28 protein-coding genes and 2 pseudogenes are annotated in these 25995 nt (G+C 65.2%); 23 read left to right on the forward strand and 7 right to left on the reverse strand.

Translation table 11 applies throughout. The features are described from left to right. Nucleotides 1-26: 26 nt before the first annotated feature. Both NM2_RS24310 and NM2_RS52630 read right to left on the reverse strand, forming a co-directional pair. The gene (locus NM2_RS24310; protein ID WP_157121281.1) at nucleotides 27-785 is read right to left on the reverse strand and encodes a hypothetical protein; all 759 of its coding nucleotides are present in this window, start codon (nucleotides 783-785) and stop codon (nucleotides 27-29) included. 948 nt (nucleotides 786-1733) lie between these two features. Next, nucleotides 1734-1859: a hypothetical protein gene (locus tag NM2_RS52630; RefSeq protein ID WP_281182531.1), complete on the reverse strand. Its 126-nt coding sequence runs from the start codon at nucleotides 1857-1859 to the stop codon at nucleotides 1734-1736. A 145-nt stretch (nucleotides 1860-2004) separates the two neighbouring features. On the opposite strand from NM2_RS52630, the gene NM2_RS24315 reads away from it, so the two are divergent. Continuing rightward, nucleotides 2005-2424, forward strand: coding sequence for an Hsp20/alpha crystallin family protein (locus NM2_RS24315; protein ID WP_067673302.1), 420 nt, complete (start codon nucleotides 2005-2007; stop codon nucleotides 2422-2424). 608 nt (nucleotides 2425-3032) lie between these two features. Then, a complete protein-coding gene (locus NM2_RS51800; protein ID WP_067673179.1) occupies nucleotides 3033-3641 on the forward strand; it encodes a cold-shock protein in 609 nt (202 codons plus the stop codon). A gap of 316 nt (nucleotides 3642-3957) precedes the next feature. Here NM2_RS51800 and NM2_RS24325 read toward each other — a convergent pair whose 3' ends face one another. Then, complete coding sequence (locus NM2_RS24325) at nucleotides 3958-4329, reverse strand: STAS domain-containing protein (RefSeq protein ID WP_067673304.1); 372 nt, start codon at nucleotides 4327-4329, stop codon at nucleotides 3958-3960. 1300 nt (nucleotides 4330-5629) lie between these two features. Between NM2_RS24325 and NM2_RS24330 the strand changes: the two genes are divergently transcribed. Beyond that, nucleotides 5630-5887 carry a hypothetical protein gene (locus NM2_RS24330; RefSeq protein ID WP_067673181.1) on the forward strand — a complete coding sequence of 86 codons (258 nt, stop codon included), beginning with the start codon at nucleotides 5630-5632 and terminating at the stop codon, nucleotides 5885-5887. Between the two features lie 163 nt (nucleotides 5888-6050). Here NM2_RS24330 and NM2_RS24335 read toward each other — a convergent pair whose 3' ends face one another. Then, entirely contained in the window at nucleotides 6051-6488 is a 438-nt protein-coding gene (locus tag NM2_RS24335; RefSeq protein ID WP_245718190.1) for a MarR family winged helix-turn-helix transcriptional regulator, read from the reverse strand. A 131-nt stretch (nucleotides 6489-6619) separates the two neighbouring features. Between NM2_RS24335 and NM2_RS24340 the strand changes: the two genes are divergently transcribed. Together NM2_RS24340 and ephH are read left to right on the forward strand one after the other, a co-directional pair. Next, nucleotides 6620-7048: an SPW repeat protein gene (locus NM2_RS24340; RefSeq protein ID WP_067673308.1), complete on the forward strand. Its 429-nt coding sequence runs from the start codon at nucleotides 6620-6622 to the stop codon at nucleotides 7046-7048. Between the two features lie 65 nt (nucleotides 7049-7113). After that, on the forward strand, nucleotides 7114-8100 hold the full coding sequence (ephH, locus tag NM2_RS24345) for an epoxide hydrolase EphH (protein ID WP_245718191.1): 987 nt from the start codon (nucleotides 7114-7116) through the stop codon (nucleotides 8098-8100). 130 nt (nucleotides 8101-8230) lie between these two features. Here the strand turns inward: ephH and NM2_RS51810 are convergent. Then, nucleotides 8231-8524 (reverse strand): annotated as a pseudogene (locus NM2_RS51810) (acetoacetate decarboxylase family protein); the annotation flags it as partial. Between the two features lie 86 nt (nucleotides 8525-8610). Here NM2_RS51810 and NM2_RS24350 point away from each other — a divergent pair. The 4 genes from NM2_RS24350 to NM2_RS24365 all read left to right on the forward strand — a co-directional run bounded on the left by NM2_RS24350 (nucleotide 8611) and on the right by NM2_RS24365 (nucleotide 12522). Continuing rightward, nucleotides 8611-9105, forward strand: coding sequence for an IS3 family transposase (locus NM2_RS24350; RefSeq protein WP_067673183.1), 495 nt, complete (start codon nucleotides 8611-8613; stop codon nucleotides 9103-9105). 296 nt (nucleotides 9106-9401) lie between these two features. Further along, nucleotides 9402-10319, forward strand: coding sequence for a crotonase/enoyl-CoA hydratase family protein (locus tag NM2_RS24355; protein ID WP_067673185.1), 918 nt, complete (start codon nucleotides 9402-9404; stop codon nucleotides 10317-10319). Then, nucleotides 10316-11923 carry an AMP-binding protein gene (locus NM2_RS24360; RefSeq protein ID WP_067673188.1) on the forward strand — a complete coding sequence of 536 codons (1608 nt, stop codon included), beginning with the start codon at nucleotides 10316-10318 and terminating at the stop codon, nucleotides 11921-11923. Before NM2_RS24355 ends, NM2_RS24360 begins: the two co-directional genes overlap by 4 nt. Further along, the gene (locus NM2_RS24365) at nucleotides 11920-12522 is read left to right on the forward strand and encodes a TetR/AcrR family transcriptional regulator (protein WP_067673190.1); all 603 of its coding nucleotides are present in this window, start codon (nucleotides 11920-11922) and stop codon (nucleotides 12520-12522) included. Before NM2_RS24360 ends, NM2_RS24365 begins: the two co-directional genes overlap by 4 nt. Nucleotides 12523-12525: 3 nt before the next feature. Here NM2_RS24365 and NM2_RS24370 read toward each other — a convergent pair whose 3' ends face one another. After that, nucleotides 12526-13647, reverse strand: a complete 1122-nt coding sequence (locus tag NM2_RS24370) for a cytochrome P450 family protein (RefSeq protein WP_369690335.1) — start codon at nucleotides 13645-13647, stop codon at nucleotides 12526-12528. Nucleotides 13648-13880: 233 nt separating this feature from the next. Between NM2_RS24370 and NM2_RS51815 the strand changes: the two are divergent. From NM2_RS51815 to NM2_RS24385, 3 genes and pseudogenes are all read left to right on the forward strand, one after another. Further along, nucleotides 13881-14242 (forward strand): annotated as a pseudogene (locus NM2_RS51815) (transposase); the annotation flags it as partial. A 405-nt stretch (nucleotides 14243-14647) separates the two neighbouring features. After that, nucleotides 14648-16087 (forward strand): aldehyde dehydrogenase family protein, encoded by a 1440-nt coding sequence (locus tag NM2_RS24380; protein ID WP_067673312.1) that lies wholly within the window; start codon nucleotides 14648-14650, stop codon nucleotides 16085-16087. Between the two features lie 24 nt (nucleotides 16088-16111). Continuing rightward, complete coding sequence (locus NM2_RS24385) at nucleotides 16112-17062, forward strand: AraC family transcriptional regulator (RefSeq protein ID WP_218025980.1); 951 nt, start codon at nucleotides 16112-16114, stop codon at nucleotides 17060-17062. Here the strand turns inward: NM2_RS24385 and NM2_RS24390 are convergent. Continuing rightward, complete coding sequence (locus tag NM2_RS24390) at nucleotides 17059-17769, reverse strand: type 1 glutamine amidotransferase domain-containing protein (RefSeq protein ID WP_067673196.1); 711 nt, start codon at nucleotides 17767-17769, stop codon at nucleotides 17059-17061. The genes NM2_RS24385 and NM2_RS24390 overlap by 4 nt on opposite strands. Before the next feature lie 146 nt (nucleotides 17770-17915). On the opposite strand from NM2_RS24390, the gene NM2_RS24395 reads away from it, so the two are divergent. The 11 genes from NM2_RS24395 to NM2_RS24445 are packed head-to-tail and all read left to right on the forward strand — an operon-like array spanning nucleotide 17916 to nucleotide 25925. Then, nucleotides 17916-19112 carry a type 1 glutamine amidotransferase domain-containing protein gene (locus NM2_RS24395; protein ID WP_218025981.1) on the forward strand — a complete coding sequence of 399 codons (1197 nt, stop codon included), beginning with the start codon at nucleotides 17916-17918 and terminating at the stop codon, nucleotides 19110-19112. Beyond that, on the forward strand, nucleotides 19109-19534 hold the full coding sequence (locus NM2_RS24400) for a nuclear transport factor 2 family protein (RefSeq protein ID WP_084531510.1): 426 nt from the start codon (nucleotides 19109-19111) through the stop codon (nucleotides 19532-19534). The genes NM2_RS24395 and NM2_RS24400 overlap by 4 nt, the downstream gene beginning before the upstream one ends. An 18-nt stretch (nucleotides 19535-19552) precedes the next feature. After that, on the forward strand, nucleotides 19553-20026 hold the full coding sequence (locus NM2_RS24405) for a nuclear transport factor 2 family protein (RefSeq protein ID WP_067673198.1): 474 nt from the start codon (nucleotides 19553-19555) through the stop codon (nucleotides 20024-20026). A gap of 29 nt (nucleotides 20027-20055) precedes the next feature. Further along, entirely contained in the window at nucleotides 20056-21594 is a 1539-nt protein-coding gene (locus NM2_RS24410) for a ferritin family protein (RefSeq protein WP_245718192.1), read from the forward strand. After that, entirely contained in the window at nucleotides 21591-21917 is a 327-nt protein-coding gene (locus tag NM2_RS24415; protein ID WP_067673202.1) for a toluene-4-monooxygenase system B family protein, read from the forward strand. The genes NM2_RS24410 and NM2_RS24415 overlap by 4 nt, the downstream gene beginning before the upstream one ends. Then, nucleotides 21914-22246: an MmoB/DmpM family protein gene (locus NM2_RS24420; protein ID WP_067673203.1), complete on the forward strand. Its 333-nt coding sequence runs from the start codon at nucleotides 21914-21916 to the stop codon at nucleotides 22244-22246. Before NM2_RS24415 ends, NM2_RS24420 begins: the two co-directional genes overlap by 4 nt. Next, complete coding sequence (locus NM2_RS24425) at nucleotides 22243-23313, forward strand: ferritin family protein (RefSeq protein ID WP_067673205.1); 1071 nt, start codon at nucleotides 22243-22245, stop codon at nucleotides 23311-23313. The genes NM2_RS24420 and NM2_RS24425 overlap by 4 nt, the downstream gene beginning before the upstream one ends. After that, complete coding sequence (locus NM2_RS24430) at nucleotides 23310-23672, forward strand: Rieske (2Fe-2S) protein (RefSeq protein ID WP_067673207.1); 363 nt, start codon at nucleotides 23310-23312, stop codon at nucleotides 23670-23672. Before NM2_RS24425 ends, NM2_RS24430 begins: the two co-directional genes overlap by 4 nt. Further along, a complete protein-coding gene (locus NM2_RS24435; RefSeq protein ID WP_067673209.1) occupies nucleotides 23669-24916 on the forward strand; it encodes an NAD(P)/FAD-dependent oxidoreductase in 1248 nt (415 codons plus the stop codon). The genes NM2_RS24430 and NM2_RS24435 overlap by 4 nt, the downstream gene beginning before the upstream one ends. Next, a complete protein-coding gene (locus NM2_RS47770) occupies nucleotides 24913-25635 on the forward strand; it encodes an iron-sulfur cluster assembly protein (protein ID WP_084531511.1) in 723 nt (240 codons plus the stop codon). The genes NM2_RS24435 and NM2_RS47770 overlap by 4 nt, the downstream gene beginning before the upstream one ends. Then, nucleotides 25632-25925, forward strand: a complete 294-nt coding sequence (locus NM2_RS24445; RefSeq protein ID WP_067673216.1) for a putative quinol monooxygenase — start codon at nucleotides 25632-25634, stop codon at nucleotides 25923-25925. The genes NM2_RS47770 and NM2_RS24445 overlap by 4 nt, the downstream gene beginning before the upstream one ends. Nucleotides 25926-25995 lie beyond the last annotated feature (70 nt).

The following is a 25995-nucleotide window of genomic DNA, read 5'->3' on the forward strand; positions in this document are numbered from 1 at the left end:
TCAACCGCGCTGTATTCGGTTACAGGTCACCATGGTTTGGCGAAACGGACGGCCCAGACTCCGGCGCCGACTGCGATGGTGAGGACGATCGCGGTGGCCACGATGACGCTTCGGTCACTGTGTAGCGCGAGAGCGAGGGAGATTGCCAAACCGCTCACCAGAAGGATGCCGAAGAACATCCATCCGAAGCCGCGGATCGCGACTGTGCCGAACCCGTCCCATGTCCTGAACAACAGGCCCCACAGCACAACGCCTAGGCCGAAGAACGCCAGACACAGCCAGCTCGCGAGGATGATGGCGCAGTCCGGCACGGCCCAGTCCGTGTCGCCCGCCACGGTGATGCCGACGATCTCGTTGTGCCACAGTTTCACTACTGCTGATTGGCCCTCATGAGCTTTGTTGTAGAGGGTGTGCGAGTTGATCTCGTGGGTTCGGCGGGTGCCGTCGGGCCATTGCAGGGCGAGTTCGTAGTGAGTGGTCGTGGTCGTCGTTGTGCTCGTCTGACCGTTGACGGTGCTGACGGTGTCCGACGATGTTGTCGTGTAGGTCCACCGGTCGACGATGGAGACGGTCTGGCTGGCGAAGCAGTCTCTGCCGCCCGGTCCGCATGTCATGACGCTGTTGAACTGCCGGGTCTGTCGATAGGGGCCGGCGGCACCGGCGATCGCCACCGCGATCACGCACAAGCCGAGTAGGACGACGATCGCCCGCCCGAGTGGCCTTTCGACCGGATGTTTGTGTAATGGCCTGCGAGACAGGGGTTTGCGCTGTCGGTGAAGTTTCATGACCAACCTCCGGCGTCGAAGCTTGGGAGCAATATTCTTTCGCTCTGCGTCGTGGTGGTGTTACTTCGGTAGTGGTGAAAATTCCTGTGCCGGAGCCCGGTTCGGTGTCCGACTCTACGGACCGTAGGACTGGTGGCTCTAACAGTAGACCGGGGCGGTGGTACTCACCGACTTCCAGAGGTTGTGCGAAGGCTTCTCCAAAATCGGCCTGAGCGACAAGTTTTCCGGCCACTCGTACAGCGGTCGGGGTCCAGCAGATCTCTCCCACCGTGTACATCCTGATCTCACCTTGTAGCCTCGGCATATTTCCTTTTTGAGGACCCGGTATGCGTACCACTTGTGGTGCCGATGCTGACGATCGTGGCGGTTTTGATGTGCACGTCGTAACGGGGGTGTGGGATGTTGGTTGGTGTGCCCGGGTGGCCGTCCGGGGCTGGGTCTGGATGGTTTCGGTGCGCTGGCCGGACACGCGATGTTCGGACGGAGGTGCCGAAACCCTCGCCGGACACGAGCGGGTGTAAGTCGTTGTGGGGCAGGCGGTTTCTCCCAGGGGCGCCGTAGGTCGGTGGTGAGGTCGCGGGCGAGGCGCAGCTGTGTGTAGGCGGCCAGGAGTTTCCATGATCTGGCCACGGCCGGTCCGTAGAGTCTGGTGTCGGTGGTGGTGTCGGTGTCGGGCTCACTTCAGGTCGCTGGAGACGAACTCTGCGCCGTGGCGAGGCGGGCGGCCGGTTGTGCCGGGCAGCCAGGGTGGAGCGGATCGGCGCAGGACACCTGCACGGGCAGGTCGGATAGGAGGAATGCCAGGCGAGCACGACCTGGTGCTGCTGCTGGATCTGCTCGATCTGGTGCAGGATGTCCAGGTCGCGGGCGATGTCGTTCAGAACCAGCTGGATCTGCTCGAGCCTGTCGATCCTGGTGGCCGCGGATGGTGTCTTGGTTTCGGGCTGGTCATGAGGAGCTGTAGTGGTGGCTGCCGCGCAGCTGGTCGCGTTCGGTGGTGAGCGCGGCGTTGCTGTGACGCAGGGGTCGATGCCCGGCAGCGAGCGGCTCGGGATCGCGGCGCTCGGTCAGCATGTCCGTCCCTCCTCTTACTTTCTCCGGATTATCTCACCATAACCCTTGCAGTCTCCTGGGGAGAGTGCTAGAACAAAGTTAAGTCAGATGACAGAGATTATCTGGACCGTTCGATCGAGAATGGAGCGAGCAGGAGGTGGCGACCATGCTTTTGGGTACCGACCCGTTCCGGGATCTGGATCGTTTGACCCAGCAGGTGTTCGGTACACCGGCGCGGTCGGCGGTGATGCCGATGGACGCGTGGCGCGAGGGCGATGAGCTCTTCGTGGAACTGGATCTGCCCGGTATCGACCCGCAGTCCCTGGATGTGGATATCGACCGCAACGTGGTGACGGTGCACGCGCAGCGTCCGGAGTTGGATACGCAGCGATCGATGATCGCCGCGGAACGCACTCGCGGAGTGTTCAGCCGCCAGCTGTTCCTGGGCGAGAACCTGGACACCGACGCGATCCGCGCCGACTACCACGACGGGGTACTGCGCCTGGCGATCCCGATCTCCGAGCAGGCCAAACCCCGCAGGATCGAGATCGCCCGACACGACGAGCGCCAAGCCATCAACGCCTGACCTCTGGGCACTGCACGCGAGGTGCCCGTGAAGGTGCACGCGGCCGGTCGTGCGACGGCCGCGCCCACCCGGGGCTCGCGGCTCGAGGTCCGGCTCCTGGCGCTCGCCCTCGATCCCGGAGGGAGTTGTCCACCGGGATCGAGCAGGCCCTGCGCCCGATCCGGAACCGGTGTTGCCGGTCTCCCGGTACCGTCCGGGCGCGGGGCCGCCCCGCCGACGCGTCCCGGCCCCTGGGGCGCGCCGACGGTCGCGGTATCCGATGGTTGAGTGAGAGCGAGGTGATGCCTGTCGACGATAACCGAAGACCACGCGAAACCCCTCGCGCAGAAGTATTCTCGCGACGATCGGAAAAGGCGGGCCGGCCCCGGCGAATTCCATTGCAGCGCTCATGCGGCCGGACCAGATGGTCCGGTGCGGGCACGGCCACTAACGGTGGCAGCACCACGCCGGTGACGGCTCGCCATCCACCGCGCGGGTTGCCGGGGGGTTGCGTGGTCACAGTCGTCCCGTCAACGGGTGGGCCCGGACAGCGCAGCGCTTCGAGGCTCACCCGTCCCTTTCCCTGAACCGACCACATCGTCGAAGGAGGACCAGAAGGAGGAACTGCCGTGACCGACACCAAGGACATCTTCCCCGCCGGCAGCGACGCCGACCGCGCCGAGCAGAACACCCTCATCCGCGACCGCGAGAGCGCCTTGGACGGCACCCGGATGCATCCGCTCGCCGAAAAGATCCGCACCGCGTTCGAACGCGCCGAGATCACCGACCGTATCGACCAAGCCTGGATCGCACCCCTGGACTGCGATGACGAGACTACGACACCGACGACGGCGACGGTGTCACCCGCTGACTCCGTGACCGCCTGCCGCACCGCGCGTATCGAGCCCGCATGGCACGACCCGCACGACCCGCACACTCACGGCCGGGGCGATCTGCCCCGCTGGCAGCACGGCCACGTCGCCTGGTTCAACCCCGACAAGGGAATCGGGTTCCTGACCCCTGATACCGGGCCCGCCGTGCTCGTCGGCTCCCAGGCCATCGACGTGCCCGGCATCGAGACCCTCGCGACCGGACAGCCGGTGGTGTTCACCGCCACCGACACCCCGCACGGGCCCGAAGCCAGCCACGTCGTGCCCTACACCCGAACCAGCCTGCCCCTCGCACCGCCGAACCGGACCCCGCACCAGGCGCACGAGCCACCCACCCACACGCCCTGACCCCTATCGCAGACCAGACACACGCTGTATCTCCGATGCGCCCCTGAGGCGCGCGTCTGGAGCGACCAGCACAAGGATCATTCTGACCTCCCGATCACACCTCACCCGCCCAGCGCCCCACACCGCCCCAGTCGATCGCCCCTCGCGGGTGGACCGTGGACACACCGCGACCACCGATTCAGACGGCTCACCGGTGTTCTGGCCCGACCCCAGCCCGTTGCAGTCCTGGTGGGACACCGTCATGGCCCCGGCCTGGCCTCGGGTACGCCACCGAGACCCTGGCCATGTCGGGCCAGGGTCTCGAGGATGTCGTGGTTCAGGCGTGTAGCGCCTCCTCGACGCTGTGGTAGAGGGCAAGGAACTCCTCCAGCCCGGTAATTTCTATCGGGCGAATCACCGGCTGGGTGGCGTCTACGACGATACGCAGCGGCTGTCGGCGGTTTTCGGCTGCTCGGGTGGCTTTCAGCAGAGCGCTGAGGCCGTGCCCGCCCAGGAAACGAACCTCGGTCAGGTCCAGGACACAGAGACCGTCCCGGGTGCGGTCCAAGCCCGTCCGCACCGCCTGCATCAATTCGGGAGCACTCGTGTGGTCGACCTCCCCGCTCACCGCCACGACCGCGGCTCCACCGGCCATCCGATGCGTGATCGACAGCCGTGACACCGCCGAGGCATCGTCCTTGTCAGTCATACCCTGCACACTCCAGCCACTTACCTTCGAAATTGTCCGTGAGTGCGACGCCTGTATTCAGGGAAGTATGCGCCAACTTCCGGCAAGTTAGAGGATAGTCATTCGGGCCTGGCAGCATTCTCCGGCATGTTGAGTGGTGGGCGTGGACGGCCCTACGGTGAGGGATGGGATGGGGCCGTATCCAGCGAAGGAACTCAATTTCATGAGTTGGTTGAATCACCTGCGGCGATTCACCGCGAGTCATCGTAGCATCCAAGGGTGTTGGGAACCGTCGACGTGCAGTAAGCGGATAATTGTCGAGCGGATTGTCCCGTGTAGATCAGGGCGGGTCGGTGACGTCATGCGATTGCCTGGCATCATGAACGGAACCCTTTCCGCTGTCCTCGAAGTCGGGTAATTCGCGCGGGAGCGCAATTCTTTTACGGCCGATCCGCAGGCAGTCGATTTTTGTGGGACGGCCCCCGTATGACGACTCCAGGCGGGGCCGTACCCAACGCGCAATCAGTGAGTGAAAATCTTCTGTGGTGGTGGATTGGATGGTTTGATCTGGTAGGAAGACTAGCGCGGCTCGCCGAATTCGTGTGCAGGTGCGGGGGAGTGTCGGGGTGGTGTGGACCGGCTGGGTATCGCCTGGGCTCGCTTCGGTGTGTCCTCAGGCGCGGGCGGGGCCGACCGGAAAGAACGACAGCGGGGACGCACTGTGGGCGGAGTGATCAGCCCGTGCTGCTCGTACAGGCGCGGGGTTTGAATCCCGATACCGGACAGTTCGGCGGCCACCGAGATCGAATACACCGCCTGCCCGGACGGTGGCACGCCGTCCTGGTCGCGCTCCTGCATCGTCCTCTCCCCCTCATCCCTCATCTATTGACGCCGACTTTCAGATTACCTCTCTCATCACCCTGTACTTCTTGTAGTGGAATGCTAGATAATATCTGTATTAGATGCCATAGATTTGTCGGAACCTTCGATCGGGGATTGCAGTGTTGCGATGCCGAGTGAGAGCGAGGTGATGGCCATCGAAGCCGACGACAGTACGAAATATTCTGGCGCAGAGGTGTTCTCGCGACCGGGTCGAGGGCCGGGTCCCGGAGTTTGCGCTGCGGCATCAGCACATCACACCTGTCCAGAGCGTGCACAGCCGCGGTCGTGGCATCAGTCGGCGGGTACGGTCGGTCGGGCCGCGCGGGAGCACTGATATCTCCTGTGCAGATCCGTTGAGGGCGGGTCCGGTCAGCAACGGATGCGGGCTCACCCGGCCCTTCGTCGAATCGACCACTTTCGGAAGCGAGAGGAGACCGCCGTGACCAACACCTGGACCAATACCCCCGCCGCCGGCGGCGTCGACCGCATCCGGCAGAACGTGCACGCCCGCGACCGCGAGCCCGCTGTCGGGTTGGGCGCCACCGTGATCGAACGCGCCGGTACTACTGGCCGAGCCTGGATCACCCCACTGGACCTCGATACCGACTACGACTACGACCCCGCCCGGTTCACCAAACCACCCCCCACCGATACCGTGCACTGCGACGACGAGCACACGCGCCGCGGCGAGATCTAGCTGCCGCGCCGGCAACACGGCCGGACCGTTTGCGGGCCCGCGAGAAGATCATCTGCCGCAGCGCACCACGGTTGAGTCCCACCAGACCGCCCGGGGCGCGTAAACCACTGTCAGCTGGTGGATTACGTCATATCCGCTCACATTCCGGCCGGTCTGGTGCCGATCATGCCTGTGGAATGGCGGCGGCGTCGGCCAGTGCGTCGACCACGGGAGTCAGCCGCCGAAGTTCTTCCAGATGCGTGGCGCTGAGCAGGGCGAGGGTTCGTTTGCCCGCTTCGGTCAGGCTCAGGCGCACGACGCGGCGGTCCTTGCCGTCTTCCCGGTTGCGGGCGACGAGCCCGAGTTGCTCGGTGCGATCGATCAGCTGCACCACACTGTGGTGCCGGGCGCACAGATACTCGGCGACCTCGCCGACACTGGGCCCGCCCGGATCGAGATGCCCCCGAATCGCCAGCAGCAGTTGATGCTGAGCGCCAGTGAGTCCCACGTCCGCGGCCCGGCTCTCGCTCCAGCGCAGGAACCGGCGCAGGCCGGCACGGAACACCAACAGTGTCGAATACTCCTGGTCGGTGAGTTCACACGACGACATCGACTCATACATCACAGCATGATAGTATCACAGTATGACATATGAACCGGTCGGTGATCGGACCGGTTCCGCGTCCCGCGGTGACCGGTAGCAGCCGCCTGGTTCGGGTGCCTTGACTGTGCGTGCGAAAGGTGGTGGGAAACATGGCTACTGAGTCCATGAGCCGGCATCCCGATATCGTGGAGTTGCGGGCGAAGTATGAGAAGTACGAGCTGGCCGCGATGGAACCGGCCGCCCAAGCGGTCACGGGCCTGCTGTTCCTGACCGGGCTGTACATCGCGATCTCCGGGTGGGTCGTGGGCTTCCACGGGTATCAGAGCTTGACCGCGAACAACCTGATCGTCGGGATCGCGCTGGCGGTGCTGGCGTTGGGGTTCGCGTCGATGTACGGGCGGATCCACGGCATCGGCTGGGTCGCTCCGGCGATCGGCGTGTGGATGATCATCACCCCCTGGGTGGTGCGCGGCGACGTCGCCCATCCCGCGACGATCTGGAGCAACGTGGTCGCCGGTGCGGTCACCCTGCTACTCGGCCTGAGCTCGATGGCGCTGGTCATGCGCCGGAGCCGATGAGCGCGAACCGCCCTCGATAGTGCACGCCGGGCGATAGGAGAGCCCGGCGTGCGCTCGGCTTCCCCGTGGACGAGGCCACCTCGCCCGCCGGGGACCCCACCTGGGTCGAAGCAGGCCGGGTGGCGATCGCTGCGACCGATCTCGTCGTGGGCGCGCCGTCGGGCTGCTGCTTCGCGGACAACGGAGTCCAGAAGGAGACGATGACAATGACGTCACCCACCAGCGAGCCCACGACCCTGCAGCCACTGACAGCGCTGCACACCGGGTCCGGCGAGCCCGTGGTGCTGCTACACGGGTTCATGACCCCACGCTGCTGGGAACCGGTCGCAGCACGGCTGTCGAGCACCTGTGAGGTGTTCGCCCCGGCCTTGACCGGCCATTGGGGCGGACCCGAGCTTCGGCGCAGATTCCTGAACGTCGCCGCGCTTGCCGACCAGATCGACAACCAGCTCGACGAATTGGGTTGGCGCACTTGCCATATCGCGGGCAACTCGCTCGGCGCCTGGATCGGATTCGAACTGGCCGCCCGGGGCCGCGCCCGAACCCTGACCGCGATCGCCCCGGCCGGTGGCTGGGACTGCCCGTCACTGCTGCAACTGCGGATCGGGCTGAAGTTCCTGGCACTGCTACCGATCGTGCAACTCGGCAAACACCTGAGCCCGGCACTGCGATACAGCACTCCCGCCCGCCGACTCGCACTCACCGCGACCAGCGGCGACCCCTCGGCAGTGCCGGAGCGCGCGGTGACCACGGCGATCACCGCGGCCCTGCACTGCCCGGCCATGCTGCCGCTGCTGATCGGCGGTCTGCGCATGCCCGGACCGGACCAGCTGACCACACTGAAAACCCCGGTACGCCTCGTGATCTGCGAACACGACCGGGTCACCCCCAACCGCTCCTACACCATGCGTTTCCTGCGCGATCTGCCCGACCCGACCGACCTCATCGTGCTACCCGGCGCCGGACACGTCCCCATGCTCGAGGCCCCCGACCGCATCGCCGCCCTCATCGCCGAACACATCCACACCAGCATCCACGAGCGCGTAGCGTGAACCACCCTGCCACCAGGCCAGACACGGTGCACGCGGTGCAACCCCCGTGGGTCGGGTTCGCGATGAGCACGGCAACCGATTCACCCATCACGGTGCCGGGGGCAGGCAGCCCTCCACCGGCAGGACGGGCGTGGTTCACGGGTGTAGTGATGTCGGTGGACACCGGCAGCGACAGCACATATGTGTGCAGATGGTCGTCGCCGAGGCCCCGCGAGCAGATCGACGACGCCGGGCCCGCCGTGCCGTGCCGGGCGCACCGCGACGCCGATTCCGACCTCGGTGTAGAAGTCGATATCGCACACGTCGTAGTGGAAGAACATGACCGAGGCGATTCCGAGCCCCGGCGCGATCCAGGGGCGTCAATCCCTCGGGCAGCCGCTTGCGGGATGGCGCGGGCGCGGGTCGGCATCACCAGGCGCGCGGTGCCGCCGTTGCGCGCTCAGGTGCCGTACCTGTTGGAGCGCGCGGTATCGATACGAACTGGAACCAGCGCTGCGTGGCCATGGTGAGGTGCGTGAGCGCCGCCGCCAAGCCACCCATCCGGAGAAGACCGAACCAGAACGGGTGGCCACCGGCACGAATCAGGTATGGAGTTGGGACGCAACGAAATTGGCGGGCCCGTTCAAGGGCGTCTACTACTTGCTACTGGTGATGCTGGACATCTTCTCCCGCAAAGCGATCCACTGGCGGGTGGTTCCCACCGAATCCCAGTGGGTGGCAAAACAATTCCAGCTCGGTGCGATCGCAGCGAACGACGGGATCATCCCGGGTTACGTCCATGCCGACAACGGCGGACCGATGATCAGCAAACCGGTCTCGGAGCTGCTGATCGACCTGGGTATCACCCGCTCGCACTCGCGACCGCACGTCAGCAATGACAATCCGTACTCGGAGGCGAACTTCAGCGGGCGGTTCCGGCGGCGTCCCACCCCACCCAAGCTGCCAGCAGCGGCCTGGATCAACGCACCAGCGAAGGAGAACATCAACACAGAATTCGTGGCATGACCGGTCTCATCCGGTTTGACAGCTTCCGCTGTGGGAGCCCGGGGTTGAGATACCCCGGGCGACCCGACCGTTACCTGGACAGACTCGAGGAGGTCGCCGGGGGTGAATGCAGCGTGGCTCGATCGACTGGTCGCATGCGGTGATCGACGCGGCGTCGGTGCGAGGGAGACCGGGCCGAACCCGGTCGGCCGCGGCAAAACCTGACAGAGAGGTTGCTACAGGGGCGGATTCATTGACAGTCCAATTGGACTGTGAAAGCGTTTCGGCACCATCGCTGCCGAGGTTAGGACGTCGATATGACTTTCATCGGAGACACCGTCGACTACGAAGTGCATGAGCGTCGTGCCTACCTCACATTGAACCGCCCGGACCGGCTCAACGCGATCACCGCCGACATGGCCCGAGAGATCGAGGAAGCGGTTGCCCAGGCGAATGCCGACGATTCGGTGCGCGTCATCGTGGTTCAGGGCGCGGGGCGTGCGTTCTGTGCAGGCTACGACCTGAAGCTCTATGCCGAGGGCGGCGTGGAACATCAAGGCACGGTGTGGGATCCGATCAAGGACTTCCGGATGATGAAGGGCAACACCGACCACTTTTTCTCGCTCTGGCGATCGGCGAAGCCGACGGTCGCCAAGGTGCACGGGTACGCCGTTGCGGGTGGCAGCGATATCGCTCTGTCCTGCGATCTGGTGGTGATGGCCGAGGACGCCCAGATCGGGTATATGCCCGCACGTGTGTGGGGGTGCCCGACGACCGCGATGTGGGTGTATCGTCTCGGCGCCGAACGCGCCAAACGCATGCTGCTCACCGGCGACACCATCGACGGTGTCCGAGCCCGGGAGTGGGGGTTGGTCATCGACGCTGTTCCCGCAGCAGAACTCGACGCCGCGGTCGAAAAGCTCGTCGATCGTATGGCAGGCATCCCGATCAACCAGCTGGTCATGCAGAAGCTGATGATCAACCAGGCCTACGACAACATGGGCCTGCAGACAACCCAGAATTTCGCCGTGTTGTTCGACGGCATCACCCGGCATTCTCCGGAAGGTCGCTGGTTCGTCGACTTCGCGCAGCAACACGGCTTCGGCACCGCGGTTCAGTGGCGCGACAGCGGCCGCCTCATTCCCGACGGCGGAGGCGACATCCCCACCGAGGACGAAATCGACCGAATGAAACGAGAACTCGACGACAAGGGGGCCGGGGCGGCGACCCGATGACCGCGCTCACCGAATCCTCATGGCCGGTGGATACCAGCCGGCCTGTCCTGAACATCTCCGTCGGCGAACTGTTGCAGCAGGCCGGGGCCGAGGTACCCGATAGGCTCGCTCTGGTATCGGTCGCTCCGGAACGCGAAGCACGCACCTGGACCTACGCGGAGTTGTGCGACGACGCCAAGCGGGCGGCTGCCTGGCTGCTCGACCGTTTCCGGCCTGGCGAACATGTCGCGGTGTGGGCCCCGAACGTCCCCGAATGGATTGTGCTCCAGTATGGTGCCGCGCTCAGCGGACTCGTGCTCGTTACCGCAAATCCCGCACTGCGCGGACCCGAACTCGAGTACGTCCTCGACCGGTCGCATGCGGTCGGCATCTTCTTCGTCGACAGCTTTCGTGGTTCCGATATGGCTGCACTGGTCGGCGCCGCACTTCCCGCGGTGCCCGCGGTACGCGAGGCAATCGCCTTGGAGGGTTGGCTCGGACAGGTGCGTGGTACCGCCAAGCGAGCGGAGCTGCCGGTTGTCGATCCCTGGTCCGCCACGCAGATCCAGTTCACCTCCGGTACAACCGGTGGCGCGAAACCAGCGGTGCTCTCGCACCGGGCGATGGTCACCAATGCCGCTTTCGTCCGCGACCGCTGCACCGAGGCGCGGGGGGCGACGTTCGCCACCGCCCTGCCCCTGTTCCACACCGCAGGTTGCGGTCTGGCCGGGATGGGATCGGTGCATCAGCGGGGCACACTGGTGATCGGCGAGATCTTCGATCCGACGACGATGCTTGCGGCGATACAGAACTACCGCGCGAAGATCCTCGGTGGCGTGCCCGCCATGCTGCGCGCCATGCTCGCGCATCCCGCGCTGGCCGATTTCGATCTCGGTTCGCTGGAGGTGGTGATGTCCGGGGGCGATGCGGTCCCGCCCGCCCTGGTCGATGGGTGGGCGGCGGCCTGCGGTGCGGTGACCAGCGCGGTCTACGGCCAGACCGAACTCGGCCCGATCGTCTGCCAGACGCGCCCGACGGACAACCGCGAGGACAATCTGTTCACGGCGGGTCAGCCGCTTCCGCAGGTCGAAGTATCCATTCGCGATCCGGCTACCGGCGCGGTGCAGGCCATCGGGGTCGAGGGCGAGATCTGTGCACGCGGATACCAGCAGATGATCGGCTATCTCGATATGCCCGCCGAGACTGCCCGGACGATCGATGCCGACGGCCGGCTCCATACCGGCGACCTCGGGACCATGGACGCACGCGGATATGTACGGGTCACGGGACGGCTGAAGGACATGATCATTCGTGGCGGGGAGAACATCTATCCGCGCGAGATCGAAGAGGTCTTGGCCACGCATCCCGCGATCACCGACGCGGTTGTGCTCGGTCTGCCCGACCCTGCGTGGGGCGAGAGTGTGGCGGCCGTCGTCCGGCTCGACCCGGCGCAGCACTCTCCTGCCTCACACGAGCTGCACGACTATCTGCGAGCCCGCCTCGCGCCGCATAAAACCCCGAAGTCCTGGTTCATCGGCGAGAGCTGGCCGATGACTGCCCTGGGCAAGGTCCAGAAATTCCGGCTTCGTGATCAGATCGTCAACGGTGAGCTCAGGCCGTTGTGAACCGGAAACCGCGAGGCCTTACGCGAAGGCAACAGCACGCAAGAACGCGTGAGGCCCTTCTGGAGGCCACGATCAGCTGTCTGGTCGACCGTGGTTACGCGGGCACGACGACACAACGGATCCAGGACGCGGCCGGGGTCTCGCGAGGTGCGCTGCTGCACCATTTCGGCTCGAAATCGGAGTTGCTCGTCGCTGCGATCCATCACATCGCCGATATCCGCCTGCACCGTGTCGGTGAACTCGTTGCCGATCTCGACGACGGACCCGAGGCCCTCGAGCAGCTGGTGCACGCGATCCGATCGGCGATGGCGGGCCCGGCATTTCAGGCCGCCATCGAATTGTGGGCCGCCGCACGCACCGACCGGCAGTTGCGCGCCGCGCTGCTGCCCGCGGAGAGGAGACTGGGCTGCGCACTTCGTACGCTTTTCCACCACCATGCGGGCATCGCTGATCCCGGAGATGCGCGGATAGCTTTCGAGTCGCTGATGGCCCTTGTGCGCGGGCTCGAGCTGACCTGCATCATGCGGGCCGATGAATCCCTGGCCGACCAGATCATCGAGGACTGGCTCGGCAACGTCGCCCGGCTGCGCCGAGGATGAGGGCTACACCGAGGTGAGCGGAGGCGACGCGGGGAAGTGGACGGGTAGGGCAGTCAGCGCACGATGGAAAGCGCCTGTCCGCCAAGTCAGCTCGGCGGCTGGCACTCCGAGACGCAGCTCGGGCAAGCCGTCGAGCAACTGATCGATGGCATCCTGAGCGATGAGGTAGGCCAGCGAGTTGGCCGGACACAGATGCGGCCCGCCGCCGAAGGCCAGGTGCGCACGATTGCCGATGTGCTGGTCCGTGCCGATCACCGGATCTGTGTTGCAGCCCGCCAAACTGATGACCACGGGCTGGTTGGCGGGCAACCAGAAGTCATCGATGAGGATCGGCTGCCGCGGGAAAGTGAAGCAGAAGTTGGCCATCGGCGGATCGTTGAACAAGACTTCATCGAGCGCGTCACGGGTCGACAGGCTTCCGCCTACGACGCTGCCGCCGAATTGTTCGTCGGTGAGGATGACGCGCAGCGCATTGACTATCAAGTTCTGGAGCGGTTCGATGCCTGCCCCGTAGAGCGTGGCCACCTGGTTCACGATTTCGGAGTCGCTCAGGTCGGTCGAGTGCCGGATTATACGGGTCGTGACGTCATCGCCGGGCTCGGTGCGCTTGAGATCGATCAACTCCAGCAACGACTCGATGAGAACCCTGCCTCCGCGCTCGGCATCGACGCCCTCGAACATCGCCGCCATCCCGGCAGCGGCGCGCTGCGCGATCTCGGTTGGGCACCCCATCAGAACATTCAGCACGGCGAACGTGAGTGGAAAAGCGTACTGCCGGATCAGGTCCGCGGATCCGTCTTCGCAGAACGAATTGATCAACTGCACAGCGACCTGTTCGACCGTGTCGTGCACGCGGTACGGAACGACGTCCGCGAGACCCGCGACGATGGCCTGCCGATACCGGGCGTGTACGGCGCCGTCGTTGCGCCGCGCGTTCGGTCGCCACTGCATGAGCGGAAGCACCGGGCAATCCGGCGCGACGTTCTGCTGCCAGCCACGCGGATCGGCTGGAAACCGCTCCGGATCGTTGAAGATCCGCAACGCGGTGTAGTAGCCGATCACCAGTGTGGCGGGCACGCCGGGCGCCAACTGCACCGGAACCAGAGACCCGTACTGTTCACGCATCGCTCGATAGGCGCTGTGCGGGTCCCTCGCAAATTCCTTTGCGTACAACGAAATTCGTGGACCCTCGATATCGATCGGTGAACCGTGCGGAACCTGCCCGGATCGATGGCTGGAAATTGTCATCGGACGGATCTTAGACGGTGTCCCAAGTCGTTGTGATCGTTTACGCCGTGTCGGAATGAGTTGTGTCGCATGATGTTCGGTCTGTGACCGATGAGTTGTCGAAACATCTTGTGCCGGAAGAGTTGTGGGTTCTGGCCGAGCCGTTGCTGCCGGGGCTCTCTGCCCGTCCCAAAGTGGCGGAACCGCGCCGACCGATGAGCGGGGGGTGTTCATCGCGGTGGTCTTCGTGCTGACCAGCGGTTGTGTGTGGCGGATGCTGCCGCCGTCGCTTGGGGTGGGCGTGCCGACCGCGGCAAGACCAACTCCAAGATCCATGCTCTGTCCGATCGTGCGGGAATCTCTCTGTCCGTGGATGTTTCGGCTGTCAACACCAACGACGTCGAGGCACTCGAACCGCTTGTGAAGGCGATCCCCGCGGCGCGGGCCGCGGCGTCGCAAGCCCGCAAAGCTGCACGCCGACAACGCATGCGATGCCGCTGACCTGCCGCGCGCGCGGCGGGCCGAGGCCCACCAAGTTTCGTGGGCGGACGTGAATTTCCCGGCCGCGCGGGCCTGCCCGAACGCGCGCCCGGCAGAGCCCCAGGCTTGCGGAGCAATCGTTGCAGATGATGATCGAGGTCGAGTCGCGATTGTGCCTCGCCGAACAGCCGCTCGTGTCGCGCGACCTCGGTGTGGCCGTCGAAAACACCGAATGGTCGGCGGGCGACTGAACCCACACTTGCCGCCCGATCGGCTGGCGCGCCCGCGCCCCGCCGCCGCGGCACCGGGGTCGGGGCGAGTATTCGATTCGGCGGTAGTAATAGCGCGAATCGCTTCGATCGCTCGATTCGGGGCTCCGGTCGGTGTGTACTGCGATTCACTTCGCTGCGTGAGTTCGATGACAGACAGCGTCCGTCCAGGTAGCTATATCGACGGGGTGTGGCGGCACCGCCGAAGAGACGATATGTTCACCGTCGCGGATCCGGCGACTACCGCCACACTCGCGGTGATCGAGCAATCGGGGCTCGGTGAGGCCGATGCCGCCCTCGCCGCCGCTGACTCCGCCTCGGGCGCTTGGGCCTCCGCACCACCGCGAGTCCGATCCGATGTCCTGCGGCGTTGCTACGAACTCGTATCCGAGGCTGCGGACGAGTTGGCCGCGATGATCGTCGCCGAAGCTGGTAAGAGGATGTCGGACGCCCGCGCCGAAGTTGCCTATGCGGCGGAATTCCTGCGGTGGTATTCCGAGGAGGCAGTCCGGGTGCCGGGACGATTCGGGTCGTTGCCCGAGGGCGGGGGCACGATGTATGTCAGCCGTCGGCCGGTCGGCCCGTGCCTGCTGCTCACACCGTGGAACTTTCCGCTGGCCATGGTGACCCGCAAGGTGGCCCCCGCCGTGGCGGCCGGGTGCACCGCCGTGCTGAAACCGTCCGAACTCACGCCGCTGACCTGCTATCGGTTTGTCGATCTGCTCGAGGCAGCGGGTCTGCCTGCCGGGGTGCTGAATGTCGTGACGACCACGAATCCCGGCCCCCTCGTCGAACGACTGTTGTCCGACCCGCGCCTGCGCAAGGTGAGTTTCACCGGATCGACTCCGGTGGGACGCACCCTGATGCGGCAGGCCGCCGAGCGCATGCTGCGCACGTCGATGGAACTCGGCGGAGACGCGCCGCTGCTGGTTCTCGCCGACGCGGACCCGGCCGCAGCGGTGGCGGGCACGCTGGTCGCCAAGTTCCGGGGCAGCGGCCAGGCATGTACCGCGGCGAACAGAATCCTGGTGCACTCCTCGGTGGCCGGGGAATACCTCGACCGCCTCGCCGAACGTGTCATCGCGATGCGAGCCGGCACCGGGACCGACCCATCGTCCGGCACAGGTCCGCTGATCAACGCCGCGGCGGTGGCCCGCACGCGTCGCAGGGTCGAGGAGGTACTGGCGGACGGAGCCGAACTCCTGGCTCAGGGACCGACGACCACGGGACCCGGATGTTTCTTCCCGGCCACGCTGATCGGCGGAGTACGACCCGACTCGGTCGTCGCGGGGGTGGAGTGGTTCGCGCCGGTCGCGGCGGTGAGCGTATTCGACGACGAGGAAGAATTGGTTGCGGCCGCGGCATCCTCGGATTCGGGACTGGCGTCCTACATCTTCACCGGCGACATCGCGAAGGGCCGGCGTATCGCATCTCGGTTGGAAGTCGGCATGACAGCGCTCAACACCGGACTGCTGTCCAATGCTGCGGCGCCGTTCGGGGGAGTGAAGTTGTCCGGGCACGGTCGCGAGGGCGGCTCGGAAGGGTTGGACGAATACCTGGAAACCCATTACCGGCTGGAGTACAACTGATCCAGGCGACGGAAGGAGTTCACAGTGGCCGTCGTGGACATGATCGAACATCGGATGAGTTCGGGTGATCTCATCTCCGCGCTGGCGGCGCGGGCCCCGGAACTCGGCGGCAACGCCGGTATCTGGCCGGGATTGACGATCTACCGTTTCACCGAGCCGATGGCGCCGACCTGGGAGGAGATTCAGTCGCTGTCCCTGGGCATCGTCGCGCAGGGTTCGAAGGCGGTGATCGTGGACGGCAAGCGGTATGTCTACGATCCGTTCCACTATCTGGTGCTCGGCAGCAATCTCCAATTCCAGGCCGAAATCCTCACGGCCAGTTTGCGTATGCCGTTTTTGTCTTTCGTCTTGCAGATCGATCCGGCGCTGGTGAAACGGGTGTCGACGGATATGCTCGAGCGCCGGGTGACGTCGTTCCGGACGCCGGACGGCGACGAGACGCCCGAACCGGCCGTGGTATCCGCCCTCGACGGTGAGTTGATGGGCGCGGTGTTGCGGTTCCTGCATGCGCTGGACAACGGTGCCGACCGGCGGGTTCTCGCGCCGATGTGCATCCAGGAGATCGTCTATCGGGTGTTACAGCGGGAACAATATTCGCGGCTGCTGAAGATCGCCGGGAAACAGAGTGCTATGAATCCTATTTCCGCGGCACTTACCTTCGCGCGTGATCATTTCGCCGAGCCGCTCACGGTCAACGACCTCGCGGAGCAAGTGGCGTTGAGCCCGTCTGCCTTCTCCGCTCTGTTCCGCGAGGTCACCGGACGGTCACCGTATCAATTCCTGAAAGAGCTACGGCTGGACCGCGCCCGTGCGCTGCTGATCGACGGCCATACCACCGTCGCCGAGGTGTCCCGGCGGGTCGGATATACGAGCGTCTCGCATTTCATCAAGGAATTCCGCAATCGGTTCGGCACGACACCGAGGACATACGCCGACGCCCATGCCCTCGATGCCGGATTGCGTCGGCTTCGTTAATCGCCTGACACCGCCGCGACCAATTGCGCGGCGAGCGGCCCCGAAGAAGCGGGGTTCTGACCTGTGTACAGGGTGCCGTCCACGACCACGCGTGAGGTCCACGGCTCGCCACTCTGCTCGAATTTGCCACCGGCCGCCGCGAGGCGGTCCTCGAGCAACCAGGCGGCCTTGTCCGCGAATCCGACCTGAGTCTCTTCGACATTCGTGAATCCGGTGATCCGGCGGCCGGCGAATATCCATTGGCCGTCGGTGTCGGTCGCGGGCAGGAGTGCGGCGGGTCCGTGGCATACGGCAGCGACCGTCTTGCCCGCCGAGTCGAACGCGGTGACGAGCCGACCGAAATCCTGTGAGGTCGCCAGATCTTCCATCGGGCCGTGTCCCCCCGGGATGAAGATCAGGTCGTAGTCGTCGACGTCGGCGGTGTCCAGATCGACGGGTGCGTCCAGTTCCTGGTCGATGGCGGCCAGATACGTCCGGAAGCGCTCTCCGGGTTCGGCGCTGCCGCCATTCATCTCCGGCGTGAAACCCGCCTCGTCGGGCACCGGGCGGACCCCGCCCGGAGTCGCGATGGTGACGTCGAAACCCGCCGCGCGGAAGATCTGATGCGGGACCGCGAGTTCCTCGGGCCAGAATCCACAACGGTGGCGGGTCCCGTCCGCCAACGTCCAGTGGTCCGAGCCCGAGACGGCCATGAGTACGCGTGTCATGTTTTCTCCTTGGTCGTGCGTGAGTGTCGCCAGTGGTCGTCTCCGAACGCTAGGCCCAGCTCGCGCCGATCTCCCAGGTCTGTGGACGAATCCGACACATTCGAGCCGGTCTGCGACACCGGCCGGTCGCCCGTGTCGACGCGGCGGTGGAATGGGCACTGATCGGATCGGAACGCAGTACCACTCGGTGGGTGTCCTCGGCTTTAGTGGAACCCGTGATGCCTGTCACAAACGAAGGTGAGCGTGGCGGGCGCGACAAGTTCGAGATGAGCAAGTTCGAGACGAGGAGGCATCCGTTGTCGGAAAACAGGCGGATCGCATACGTGGTCACCAGCGCCACCACTATGACGCTGGCCGATGGGTCACCACATCCGACCGGCTATTTCGTCGAAGAGGTCGTCAAGCCTTATCGGGCATTCGTCGCCGCCGGATTCGACGTCGATGTCATCACCCCCGACGGCAACCCTCCCTCGGCGGATCCGTACGGGCTGAGCTGGTTCTTCCACTATCCCGACGAGGACAAGGATTACCTCGACTCGGTCGTGCGGACCTTCCACCACGACGTCGACGACATCCGGTTCACCCTCCATCAGAGCAGCGAACTCGGTATCGCCGCCGCGCGGCGCGTCGCGGAACTGCTGCGGAAGGCGGGACTCTCGGAACGTGCGGCCCATGCGGCCGTGTCGGCGGCGGCGAAGACCGCGTGGCGCCAGGATCGCCAGTTCATCGATGTTCTGGCCGCGGGCGAGCTGCCGACGGGCGTGACTCGGGCGGACCTCGAGCGGGCCGCCGATGCGCAGCGGCAGGCCAGCGCCGACCTGTCGGCCGCGCGCAAAGCGGAGGTCGATGCGAACCCGAGCTTCCGGGAACCGGTGAAACTAGGCGATCTCACCGACGAGGAACTGGCCGGCTACGACGCGGTGTTCGTCCCCGGCGGCCACGGACCCATGGTCGACATGCACGACAACCCGGACATCGGCCGGATGTTGTCTGTGCTGCAGGCCCGGCGGGCGGCGATCGCGTCCCTGTGCCACGGTCCGGCGATGCTGCTGTCGGCACCCGAACGCCACGACGGCCAGTGGCTCTTCGACGGTTACCGGATGACCTGCTTCACCGATGAGGAGGAGGACCAGACCGAGGCCGGACGACTCGGCATGGAGTGGTACTGCGACACCGCACTCAAGAACGCGGGTGCGGTCTTCGACGATGGTCCGAGCGCTTGGACCAGTCACGTCGTCGTCGACCGCAACCTCATCACCGGCCAGAACCCCGCCTCGTCGCAGGCGATCGCCGACGCGGTCATCAAGTACCTGAGCGTCGCGAACGCGGAGGTCGCCGCATGAGCGCGCGCGATGCCGTCACCGGTCTGCTCGCCGCCGTGGATGCCCACGACCCGGATGCCGTCGTCTCCCGGTTCGCCGAGCAGGTCGTCGTGCGCATACCGGCAATCGGTGTGTACGAGGGCGTTCGGGCCGATCTCGAGGTGTTCTTCGCCGACCTGCTGCGCGCGTTCCCGGATCTGCGGGTGAATGTCAAGCGCGTCGTCGTCACCGGCGACGCGGTCACGGCGGAAGTGAATGTCGAAGGCACCCAGGACGATGCGTACCTGGGAGCGATCAACCAGGAGAAGCACCTGGACGTCGACGAGGCGTGGCGTTTCGAGATCACCGACGGACTGGTGTCCGGATTCGAAGGCTACTGGTGTCAGCAGGCGCTCTATCGCCGACTCGGAGTGAAACGGCTCGACCGGATCGCACTGGTCTGAGAAGAAAGCGAACGATTCATGACCGCAATTCGAGAACATATCCGCGCCGAGCAGTCCGCGGCCGTGGCCACCGATTTCTTCGATCGTTATCGCGCCCACGATGTGGACGGCATGGCCGAACTCTGCACGGTGAACGCCGAATTCTCCTATCCCGCGTTCGAAGTGTGGGGCAAACAACGCGTGGTGCGTGGCGAGGGGAAGGTCGCGACGGTCGGAAAGCCGATCTGGCGCGGCCTGATCACCGCGTTCCCCGATCTGACCAACACCGTGCGGCGCACCGAGTCCAACGACGACGGTGATGTGGTGGTCGAGGTCGACATCAGTGGCACACAACAGGCGGCGTGGGGATTCATTCAGCCCAGTGGCGCGACATACACCGAGCCGCACCTGTTCATCCTGCACGTCGACGAGGACGGGCTGATCGACTCGATTTCCGGATATTTCGACAACGCGGGAATCTGCCGGCAGCTGGGTCACACCGAGATCGACTGACGCCCGGAACGAACCGTCTCGAAGGAGAGATGACAATTATGACCCTGCTCAAGCGCGAAGAATGGCAACAGTTCGTCCGGGATGTGGACTGGGCGCCGTCCTATGTCGACGAGGAAGCAATCTACCCCGAATGGCACTGCGGTACCGGGAAAGTCCCCCGGGAGGCGTGGGCGAAATGGGAGGAGTCCTACAAGGTCACCTACCCCGAATACGTTGTCGGACAACGAGAGAAGGAGGCCTCGGCATACGCGGTGAAAGCCGCGCTGCAGCGCTCGGACAATTTCGACAACCTCGACGAGGGGTGGAAGTCGGCCACCAAGATGCATTTCGGCGGCGTGGCGCTCGTCGAATCCGCCGCGATACTCGGTGAGTTGAAGATGGCCCGCTTCGGGCTCAACGGCGCCTGGCGCAATATGGCCGCCTTCGGCGCTCTCGACGAATTGCGGCATTCGCAGGTCACCACCTTCTTCGGTCACGAATTCATCGCCAAGGATCCGCAGTACGACTGGACCCAGAAGACCTTTCACACCAACAACTGGGTTCCGATCGCCGCGCGGATGCTGTTCGATTCGATAATGATCAGCCCGAATGTGGTCGATATGGCCATCGAGCTGCCCTTCACGTTCGAAACCGGGTTCACCAACCTGCAATTCATCGCGCTGTCGGCCGACGCGCTGGAGTCGGGCGATGTCAACTTCGCCAATATGATCTCCTCGATTCAGACCGACGAGGCCCGGCACAGTCAGCAGGGCGGCCCCACCTTGGAGATCCTCGTCGAGCACGATCCGGTGCGCGCCCAGTGGGTGATCGACAAGAGTTTCTGGGGCTCGGCCCGGCTGTTCTCCGCGCTCACTGGTCCGGCGATGGACTACTACACGCCGCTCGAGCACCGACGCCAGTCCTACCGGGAATTCATGGAGGAGTGGATCGTCGATCAGTTCATCCGGACCATCGAGGATTACGGGCTCAAGAAGCCGTGGTACTGGGATGAATTCATGAATGGTCTCGACACCTGGCACCACGGCCTGCATATGGGACTGTGGTACTGGAGGCCCACCCTGTGGTGGCGGCCGAAGGCCGGGGTGAGCAAGGATGAGCGCGCGTGGCTGACCGAGAAATACCCGACGTGGGAGAAACTCTACGGCGACAAATGGGACGTCATGATCGACAACGTCAATGCCGACAATGTCGAGGCCACGCTTCCCGAGACGCTGCCGTGGTTGTGCAGCAACTGCAACCTGCCGTGCAGCATCGTCACCCAGTCCCGCTCCGGCATCTGGCGAGCCCGTGACTGGGAACTCGAGTACGACGGTCGCAAATACCATTTCTGCACCAACGCCTGTCGCCAGATCTTCTGGAAGGACCGCGACACGGTCAACCACGAGACGCTGATCGATCGGTTCCTCGCCGGCCAGATCCAGCCGATGGACGTCGCCGGAATCCTCGGCTACATGGGATTGACCCCCGAGGTGATGGGCGACGATCCGGATTACGAGGCATGGACCCGCGACTACGTTGGCCGCCCGGTCAGCGGACTGGTCACCCCCACGGGGGTGACGGCTCGATGACCACCAGCACCGGAACCGAACTTCCCGCCGCGGACCGCGCACCCGAACTCGTACCCCTGCACGCCATCTTCGCCACCGACTTCTGCCCGATCCTCGTCGCGGTCACCACCGCGCACACGATTGCGGAAGTCGCCGCCGAGGTGGCCCGGCACGTCGAGGGCCATCGTGTCCGGGCGCTGCCCTACCCCAAACTCGTCATCCACGGCGGCCGCGTGCTCCCCGACGACATGACGGTCGCCGAGGCCGGTATCGGGCCACTCGACCACATCGCCGTCGAATACGACATCCCCGACGCCGACACACAGCAAGGAGTCCAGTCGTGAACGATCCTGTGGGCCCGGTTCTGCGGATGGGCGGTGAGATCGACGATGTCGTGGCGGCGATCCGCGACGACAACCCGGACCGGGAGATCGAGACGATCGATCGCGGCTCCTACGTCCGGGTACAGACCTCGACCAGAATGCGGCTGAGCCTCGAGACACTCCGCGTCTATCTCGGGCCTTCCTACGAATTGGCGCTGTTCAGTTCGATGATGCCGTCCTTCGTCGGACGCATGGTCACCAGCAGTGACGAACTGATCTGGGAGTCCATCAAGACACCGAGGACCGACACGGCAGGGGCCGAGGAGAAGAACGCAGAGGAACTGGTATGAGCGAGAACGCAACGGGCAGGCCGCGGCGCCGCCGCACCTTCAGCGCCTTCGGCGACGTGCGGAGGATGCCCACCGAATACGAAATCGTCACCCACGGCCAGAACTGGACGGTGCGTAGTGCGCGCAATGGCGCGTTCGAGCAGAACCCGTCCTCGGCGCCCAACCTGTGGTTCGACACCTACCGTGACAATTCCGCCTTCCGGGCGAGGGACTGGGACGCCTTCCGGGCTCCGGATAAATTCACCTATCGCATGTACGTCAATGCACAAGCCGAATCCGAGCACAAGGTACAGGGCGTACTCGAGCAATTCGGCGATATCGACGCCGATGCGCGCCTCGCACCGGGGTGGGTGCGGACTCTCGCTGGGCTGTACACGCCGTCGCGATATCCGACCCACGGATTCCAGCAGGTCGAAGCCTATATCGGGTATATGGCACCGACCTCGTATGTCAACAATGCCGCGGCTCTGGCCACCGCCGATCTGCTGCGCCGGGTGACCACACTCGCCTATCGGACCCGGCAGCTGCAGATCGCCCACCCCGATTCGGGAATCGGCACCGCCGCGGAGGGTGAGCTGTGGCGGACTCACGAATTCTGGCAGCCGCTGCGCAGAACCCTGGAAACGGCACTGGCGACATACGACTGGGGTGAGGCGTTCGTCGCGCACAACCTCGTTCTGCTGCCGACGATTCAGGATGTGTTGTGCCGCCAACTCGGCGAGATCGCCCGAGTCAACGGCGATGACCAGACCTGGCTCATCGAAGGTTTGCTCGCCGCCGACCGGCAACGTCGCGACACCTGGAGTCGCGCCCTGCTCGACATGGTTCTCACCCAGCAACCCGGCACAGGCGCGGTCGTCGACAAATGGCTGGCCAAGTGGGCGCCCCGAGCCGACGACGCGGCCACGGCGATCGCCGGATTCCTCGCCGCAGCGCCCGAGCACCCCCGGACAGTCGAGGAGATCGGCGCCGAGGCCCGAGCCGCACGTGAGCACCTTCTGAACGGACTGCTGGGCCGAGCGTCGGACGCTCCCGGCGCGGATGTCGGAATCGAGGTGACGACGTGACGATAGGGGACACCGATCGAAGAGCCGAATCCGTGCCGCACATCGACGACCTGTGGGAGGGCGATCTCATGGGCGTGATCGTCGACGGCAAACCCGTCGTGCTGGTGAATATCGACGGGACCGTCTACGCCTACGCCAACCGCTGTCCGCACCAGGAATTCGAGCTGTCCGACGGTGACCTCGAGGAAACCACATTGACCTGCAGCCGACACCTGTGGGAGTTCGACGTCACCACCGGCTGCGGGATCAACCCGGCGGACGCGCGTCTGGCGCCGTACCCCTGTCACGTCGACGCCGACGGCACTATCGTCGTCGACGTCACCGGCGGGTCGAAACCCACCCCGGGCGCCGCATCGTGAAGAGGTTCGTCCTGGTCGGCGGCGGACCGGCCGCCGTTGCCGCCGCCGGAACCCTCCGGGAGGAGGGGTTCGACGGTGAGATCGCTCTGCTGACCGCCGACCAGGAACTGCCGTATGAGCGCCCGCCCCTGTCCAAGGCGTTTCTCGACGACCCGCGACATTCCGACGGTCTGTCGGCGTTGTATCTGCGATCGCCGCAGTGGTACGCCGAGCACGGGGTCACGGTGCGGACCGGCACCGCCGTGACCCGGCTCGACCCGGCCGCACGACGGCTCGCGCTCGCGGACGGGTCATCGCTCGCCTACGACGCCGTGCTGCTCGCGACCGGAGTCCGTGCGAAACCCGGCGTTCGCCTGATCGACGACAAGGTGATACGGCTGCGTTCCGCCCACGACGCGACGCGATTACGCGATCGGCTCGCGACCGCTACCCGGATCATCGTTCTGGGCGGCGGGTTCATCGGCTGCGAGGTCGCGGCGACAGCCAGCCGCATGGGCAAGACGGTCGTGCTCGTCGAACGGGCCAGCTCATTGCTCGAGCGTGCACTCGGCGCTGATCTGGGCAGGGTCCTGACCGATGTCCATCGCAGCGAAGGGGTCCAGGTCAAACTCGGCACCATTGTCCTGGACTGTGTTTCGGGTGCGGACGGAGTTACCGTCCGCACCGACAGAGGTGATGTCGAAGGCGATCTCGTCGTCGTCGGGGCCGGGTGCGAGCCCGAGGACCGACTGGCCGACACCGCCGGAATTGCGACCGGCAACGGCATCGTCACCGATGAGCTGTGCCGCACCAGCGCCGAGGCCGTGTATGCGGCCGGGGACGTCGCCAATTCCTATCATCCCTTTTATCGCAAGCACATCCGCGTCGAACACCATGACTCCGCCCACCGTCAGGGTGCGGTGGCCGCGCGGGCCATGCTAGGCGGAGCCGAACCCTACGCTGAGCCGCACTGGTTCTGGTCGGATCAGTACGAACACACCATTCAGCAGGTCGGCCGCTCCGAGCCCACCGATCGACTCGTCATCCGCGGCTCACTGGAGGATCTGTCCTTTTCCGCGGTGTGGCTGCGGGAGGATCGCATTACCCGCATCGCGGCCCTCAACCGGCCCAGAGACGTCATGGCCGTACGCAAGATCCTGTTCACCAATCATTCCGTGCGCGCCGAGGACGTTGCCGACATGGGCAACGACCTGCGTCGACTGACGCGCCCGGCCCGCATCGTTCAGCGGAAGGAGCCCCGATGACACTCACCGCACATCGTGTCCGAGGCGAAAGCCTGCGCGTGCCACCCGACCGAGCTCGCCGAGCGCTCCAACCCATTCTCGGGAGTTCGGTAACCGCCGCCGTCGCGCGTCTGAGGCACGGCCCCAACGCGTGCGAGCCGCTGGCACGACTCATCGATGGCGCACACTCCCCGGATGACGGCGACGTCGTGATCGCCGCGGCTTCCGTCGGAGCCGGGATCGATGTCGTGCGCGTTCGACGCAAAGCACACGGCAAGGCCGACTGGATCAGCTCGCCGACCTGCGACGTCGTCATCGTCCTCGGACCGTCGCTGGTGGAACCGGAGATCTCCGAACTTCCCGTCCGGGCACCCGAAGTCCCGGTCACCGGAATCTGGGAACGCGAGCTTCCCGCGCCGGAGGCCGCGGTCCTGGCGCGTCTCTACGACGTCCTCGATCCGGATCTGGGCATCAATATCGTCGATTTCGGCTTCGTCCGCGACATCGCGGTATCCGACGACCACGTCGCCGCCATCACCATGACACTGACATCACCCACCTGTCCCGTGACCGGCGTGATGACCGACCAGCTCCGTGCCGCGCTCCTGGGTGAGGACCCGATCGTGTCGGACTTCCGTATCGAGTGGAGTTGGACGCCGGCGTGGCGGCCACATGACCTCAGTAGTGACGGTGTCGAACAGTTGCGTGCAGTGGGCTTCAATCCGGTGGAGGCGCGGTGAGTTACGTCGTCATCGCGACATGGGTCGCGAAGCCCGGTGAGGAGGAGTATGTCGCCGCCGCACTCGCGGAACTCACTCCTGGAAATCGTGCCGAGCCCAAAATGCTGTCCTTTCAAGCACATCGGGCGCTCGACGCCCCGGCTCGGTTCGTCCTCGTCGAAACCTATACCGACGCCGACGGTTACGAAGAACACCGCGCCACCCCGGCCTTCCGGAGCCGTGTCGTCGGCGACATCATTCCGCGGCTGGCCGACCGAGATGTCCACGCGTACACCGTCATCGAGACCTGACCCGATTCGCTCCATGACCACACCGCGCTTCGCAACGAAATGGCGAACGCTAGGCGGGTCACCGAGGAAC

This window comes from Nocardia miyunensis NBRC 108239, from assembly GCF_001613065.1.
Lineage (GTDB): Bacteria > Actinomycetota > Actinomycetes > Mycobacteriales > Mycobacteriaceae > Nocardia > Nocardia miyunensis.

What these genes read in the sequence shown, in the direction of transcription:
- NM2_RS24310 (WP_157121281.1), bottom strand. Translation starts at nt 785, where the DNA reads ATGAAACTTCACCGACAGCGCAAACCCCTGTCTCGCAGGCCATTACAC.
- NM2_RS52630 (WP_281182531.1), bottom strand. Translation starts at nt 1,859, where the DNA reads ATGCTGACCGAGCGCCGCGATCCCGAGCCGCTCGCTGCCGGGCATCGA.
- NM2_RS24315 (WP_067673302.1), top strand. Translation starts at nt 2,005, where the DNA reads ATGCTTTTGGGTACCGACCCGTTCCGGGATCTGGATCGTTTGACCCAG.
- NM2_RS24325 (WP_067673304.1), bottom strand. Translation starts at nt 4,329, where the DNA reads ATGACTGACAAGGACGATGCCTCGGCGGTGTCACGGCTGTCGATCACG.
- NM2_RS24335 (WP_245718190.1), bottom strand. Translation starts at nt 6,488, where the DNA reads ATGTATGAGTCGATGTCGTCGTGTGAACTCACCGACCAGGAGTATTCG.
- NM2_RS24340 (WP_067673308.1), top strand. Translation starts at nt 6,620, where the DNA reads ATGGCTACTGAGTCCATGAGCCGGCATCCCGATATCGTGGAGTTGCGG.
- NM2_RS24355 (WP_067673185.1), top strand. Translation starts at nt 9,402, where the DNA reads ATGACTTTCATCGGAGACACCGTCGACTACGAAGTGCATGAGCGTCGT.
- NM2_RS24360 (WP_067673188.1), top strand. Translation starts at nt 10,316, where the DNA reads ATGACCGCGCTCACCGAATCCTCATGGCCGGTGGATACCAGCCGGCCT.
- NM2_RS24370 (WP_369690335.1), bottom strand. Translation starts at nt 13,647, where the DNA reads ATGCGTGAACAGTACGGGTCTCTGGTTCCGGTGCAGTTGGCGCCCGGC.
- NM2_RS24380 (WP_067673312.1), top strand. Translation starts at nt 14,648, where the DNA reads ATGACAGACAGCGTCCGTCCAGGTAGCTATATCGACGGGGTGTGGCGG.
- NM2_RS24390 (WP_067673196.1), bottom strand. Translation starts at nt 17,769, where the DNA reads ATGACACGCGTACTCATGGCCGTCTCGGGCTCGGACCACTGGACGTTG.
- NM2_RS24400 (WP_084531510.1), top strand. Translation starts at nt 19,109, where the DNA reads ATGAGCGCGCGCGATGCCGTCACCGGTCTGCTCGCCGCCGTGGATGCC.
- NM2_RS24405 (WP_067673198.1), top strand. Translation starts at nt 19,553, where the DNA reads ATGACCGCAATTCGAGAACATATCCGCGCCGAGCAGTCCGCGGCCGTG.
- NM2_RS24410 (WP_245718192.1), top strand. Translation starts at nt 20,056, where the DNA reads ATGACAATTATGACCCTGCTCAAGCGCGAAGAATGGCAACAGTTCGTC.
- NM2_RS24415 (WP_067673202.1), top strand. Translation starts at nt 21,591, where the DNA reads ATGACCACCAGCACCGGAACCGAACTTCCCGCCGCGGACCGCGCACCC.
- NM2_RS24425 (WP_067673205.1), top strand. Translation starts at nt 22,243, where the DNA reads ATGAGCGAGAACGCAACGGGCAGGCCGCGGCGCCGCCGCACCTTCAGC.
- NM2_RS47770 (WP_084531511.1), top strand. Translation starts at nt 24,913, where the DNA reads ATGACACTCACCGCACATCGTGTCCGAGGCGAAAGCCTGCGCGTGCCA.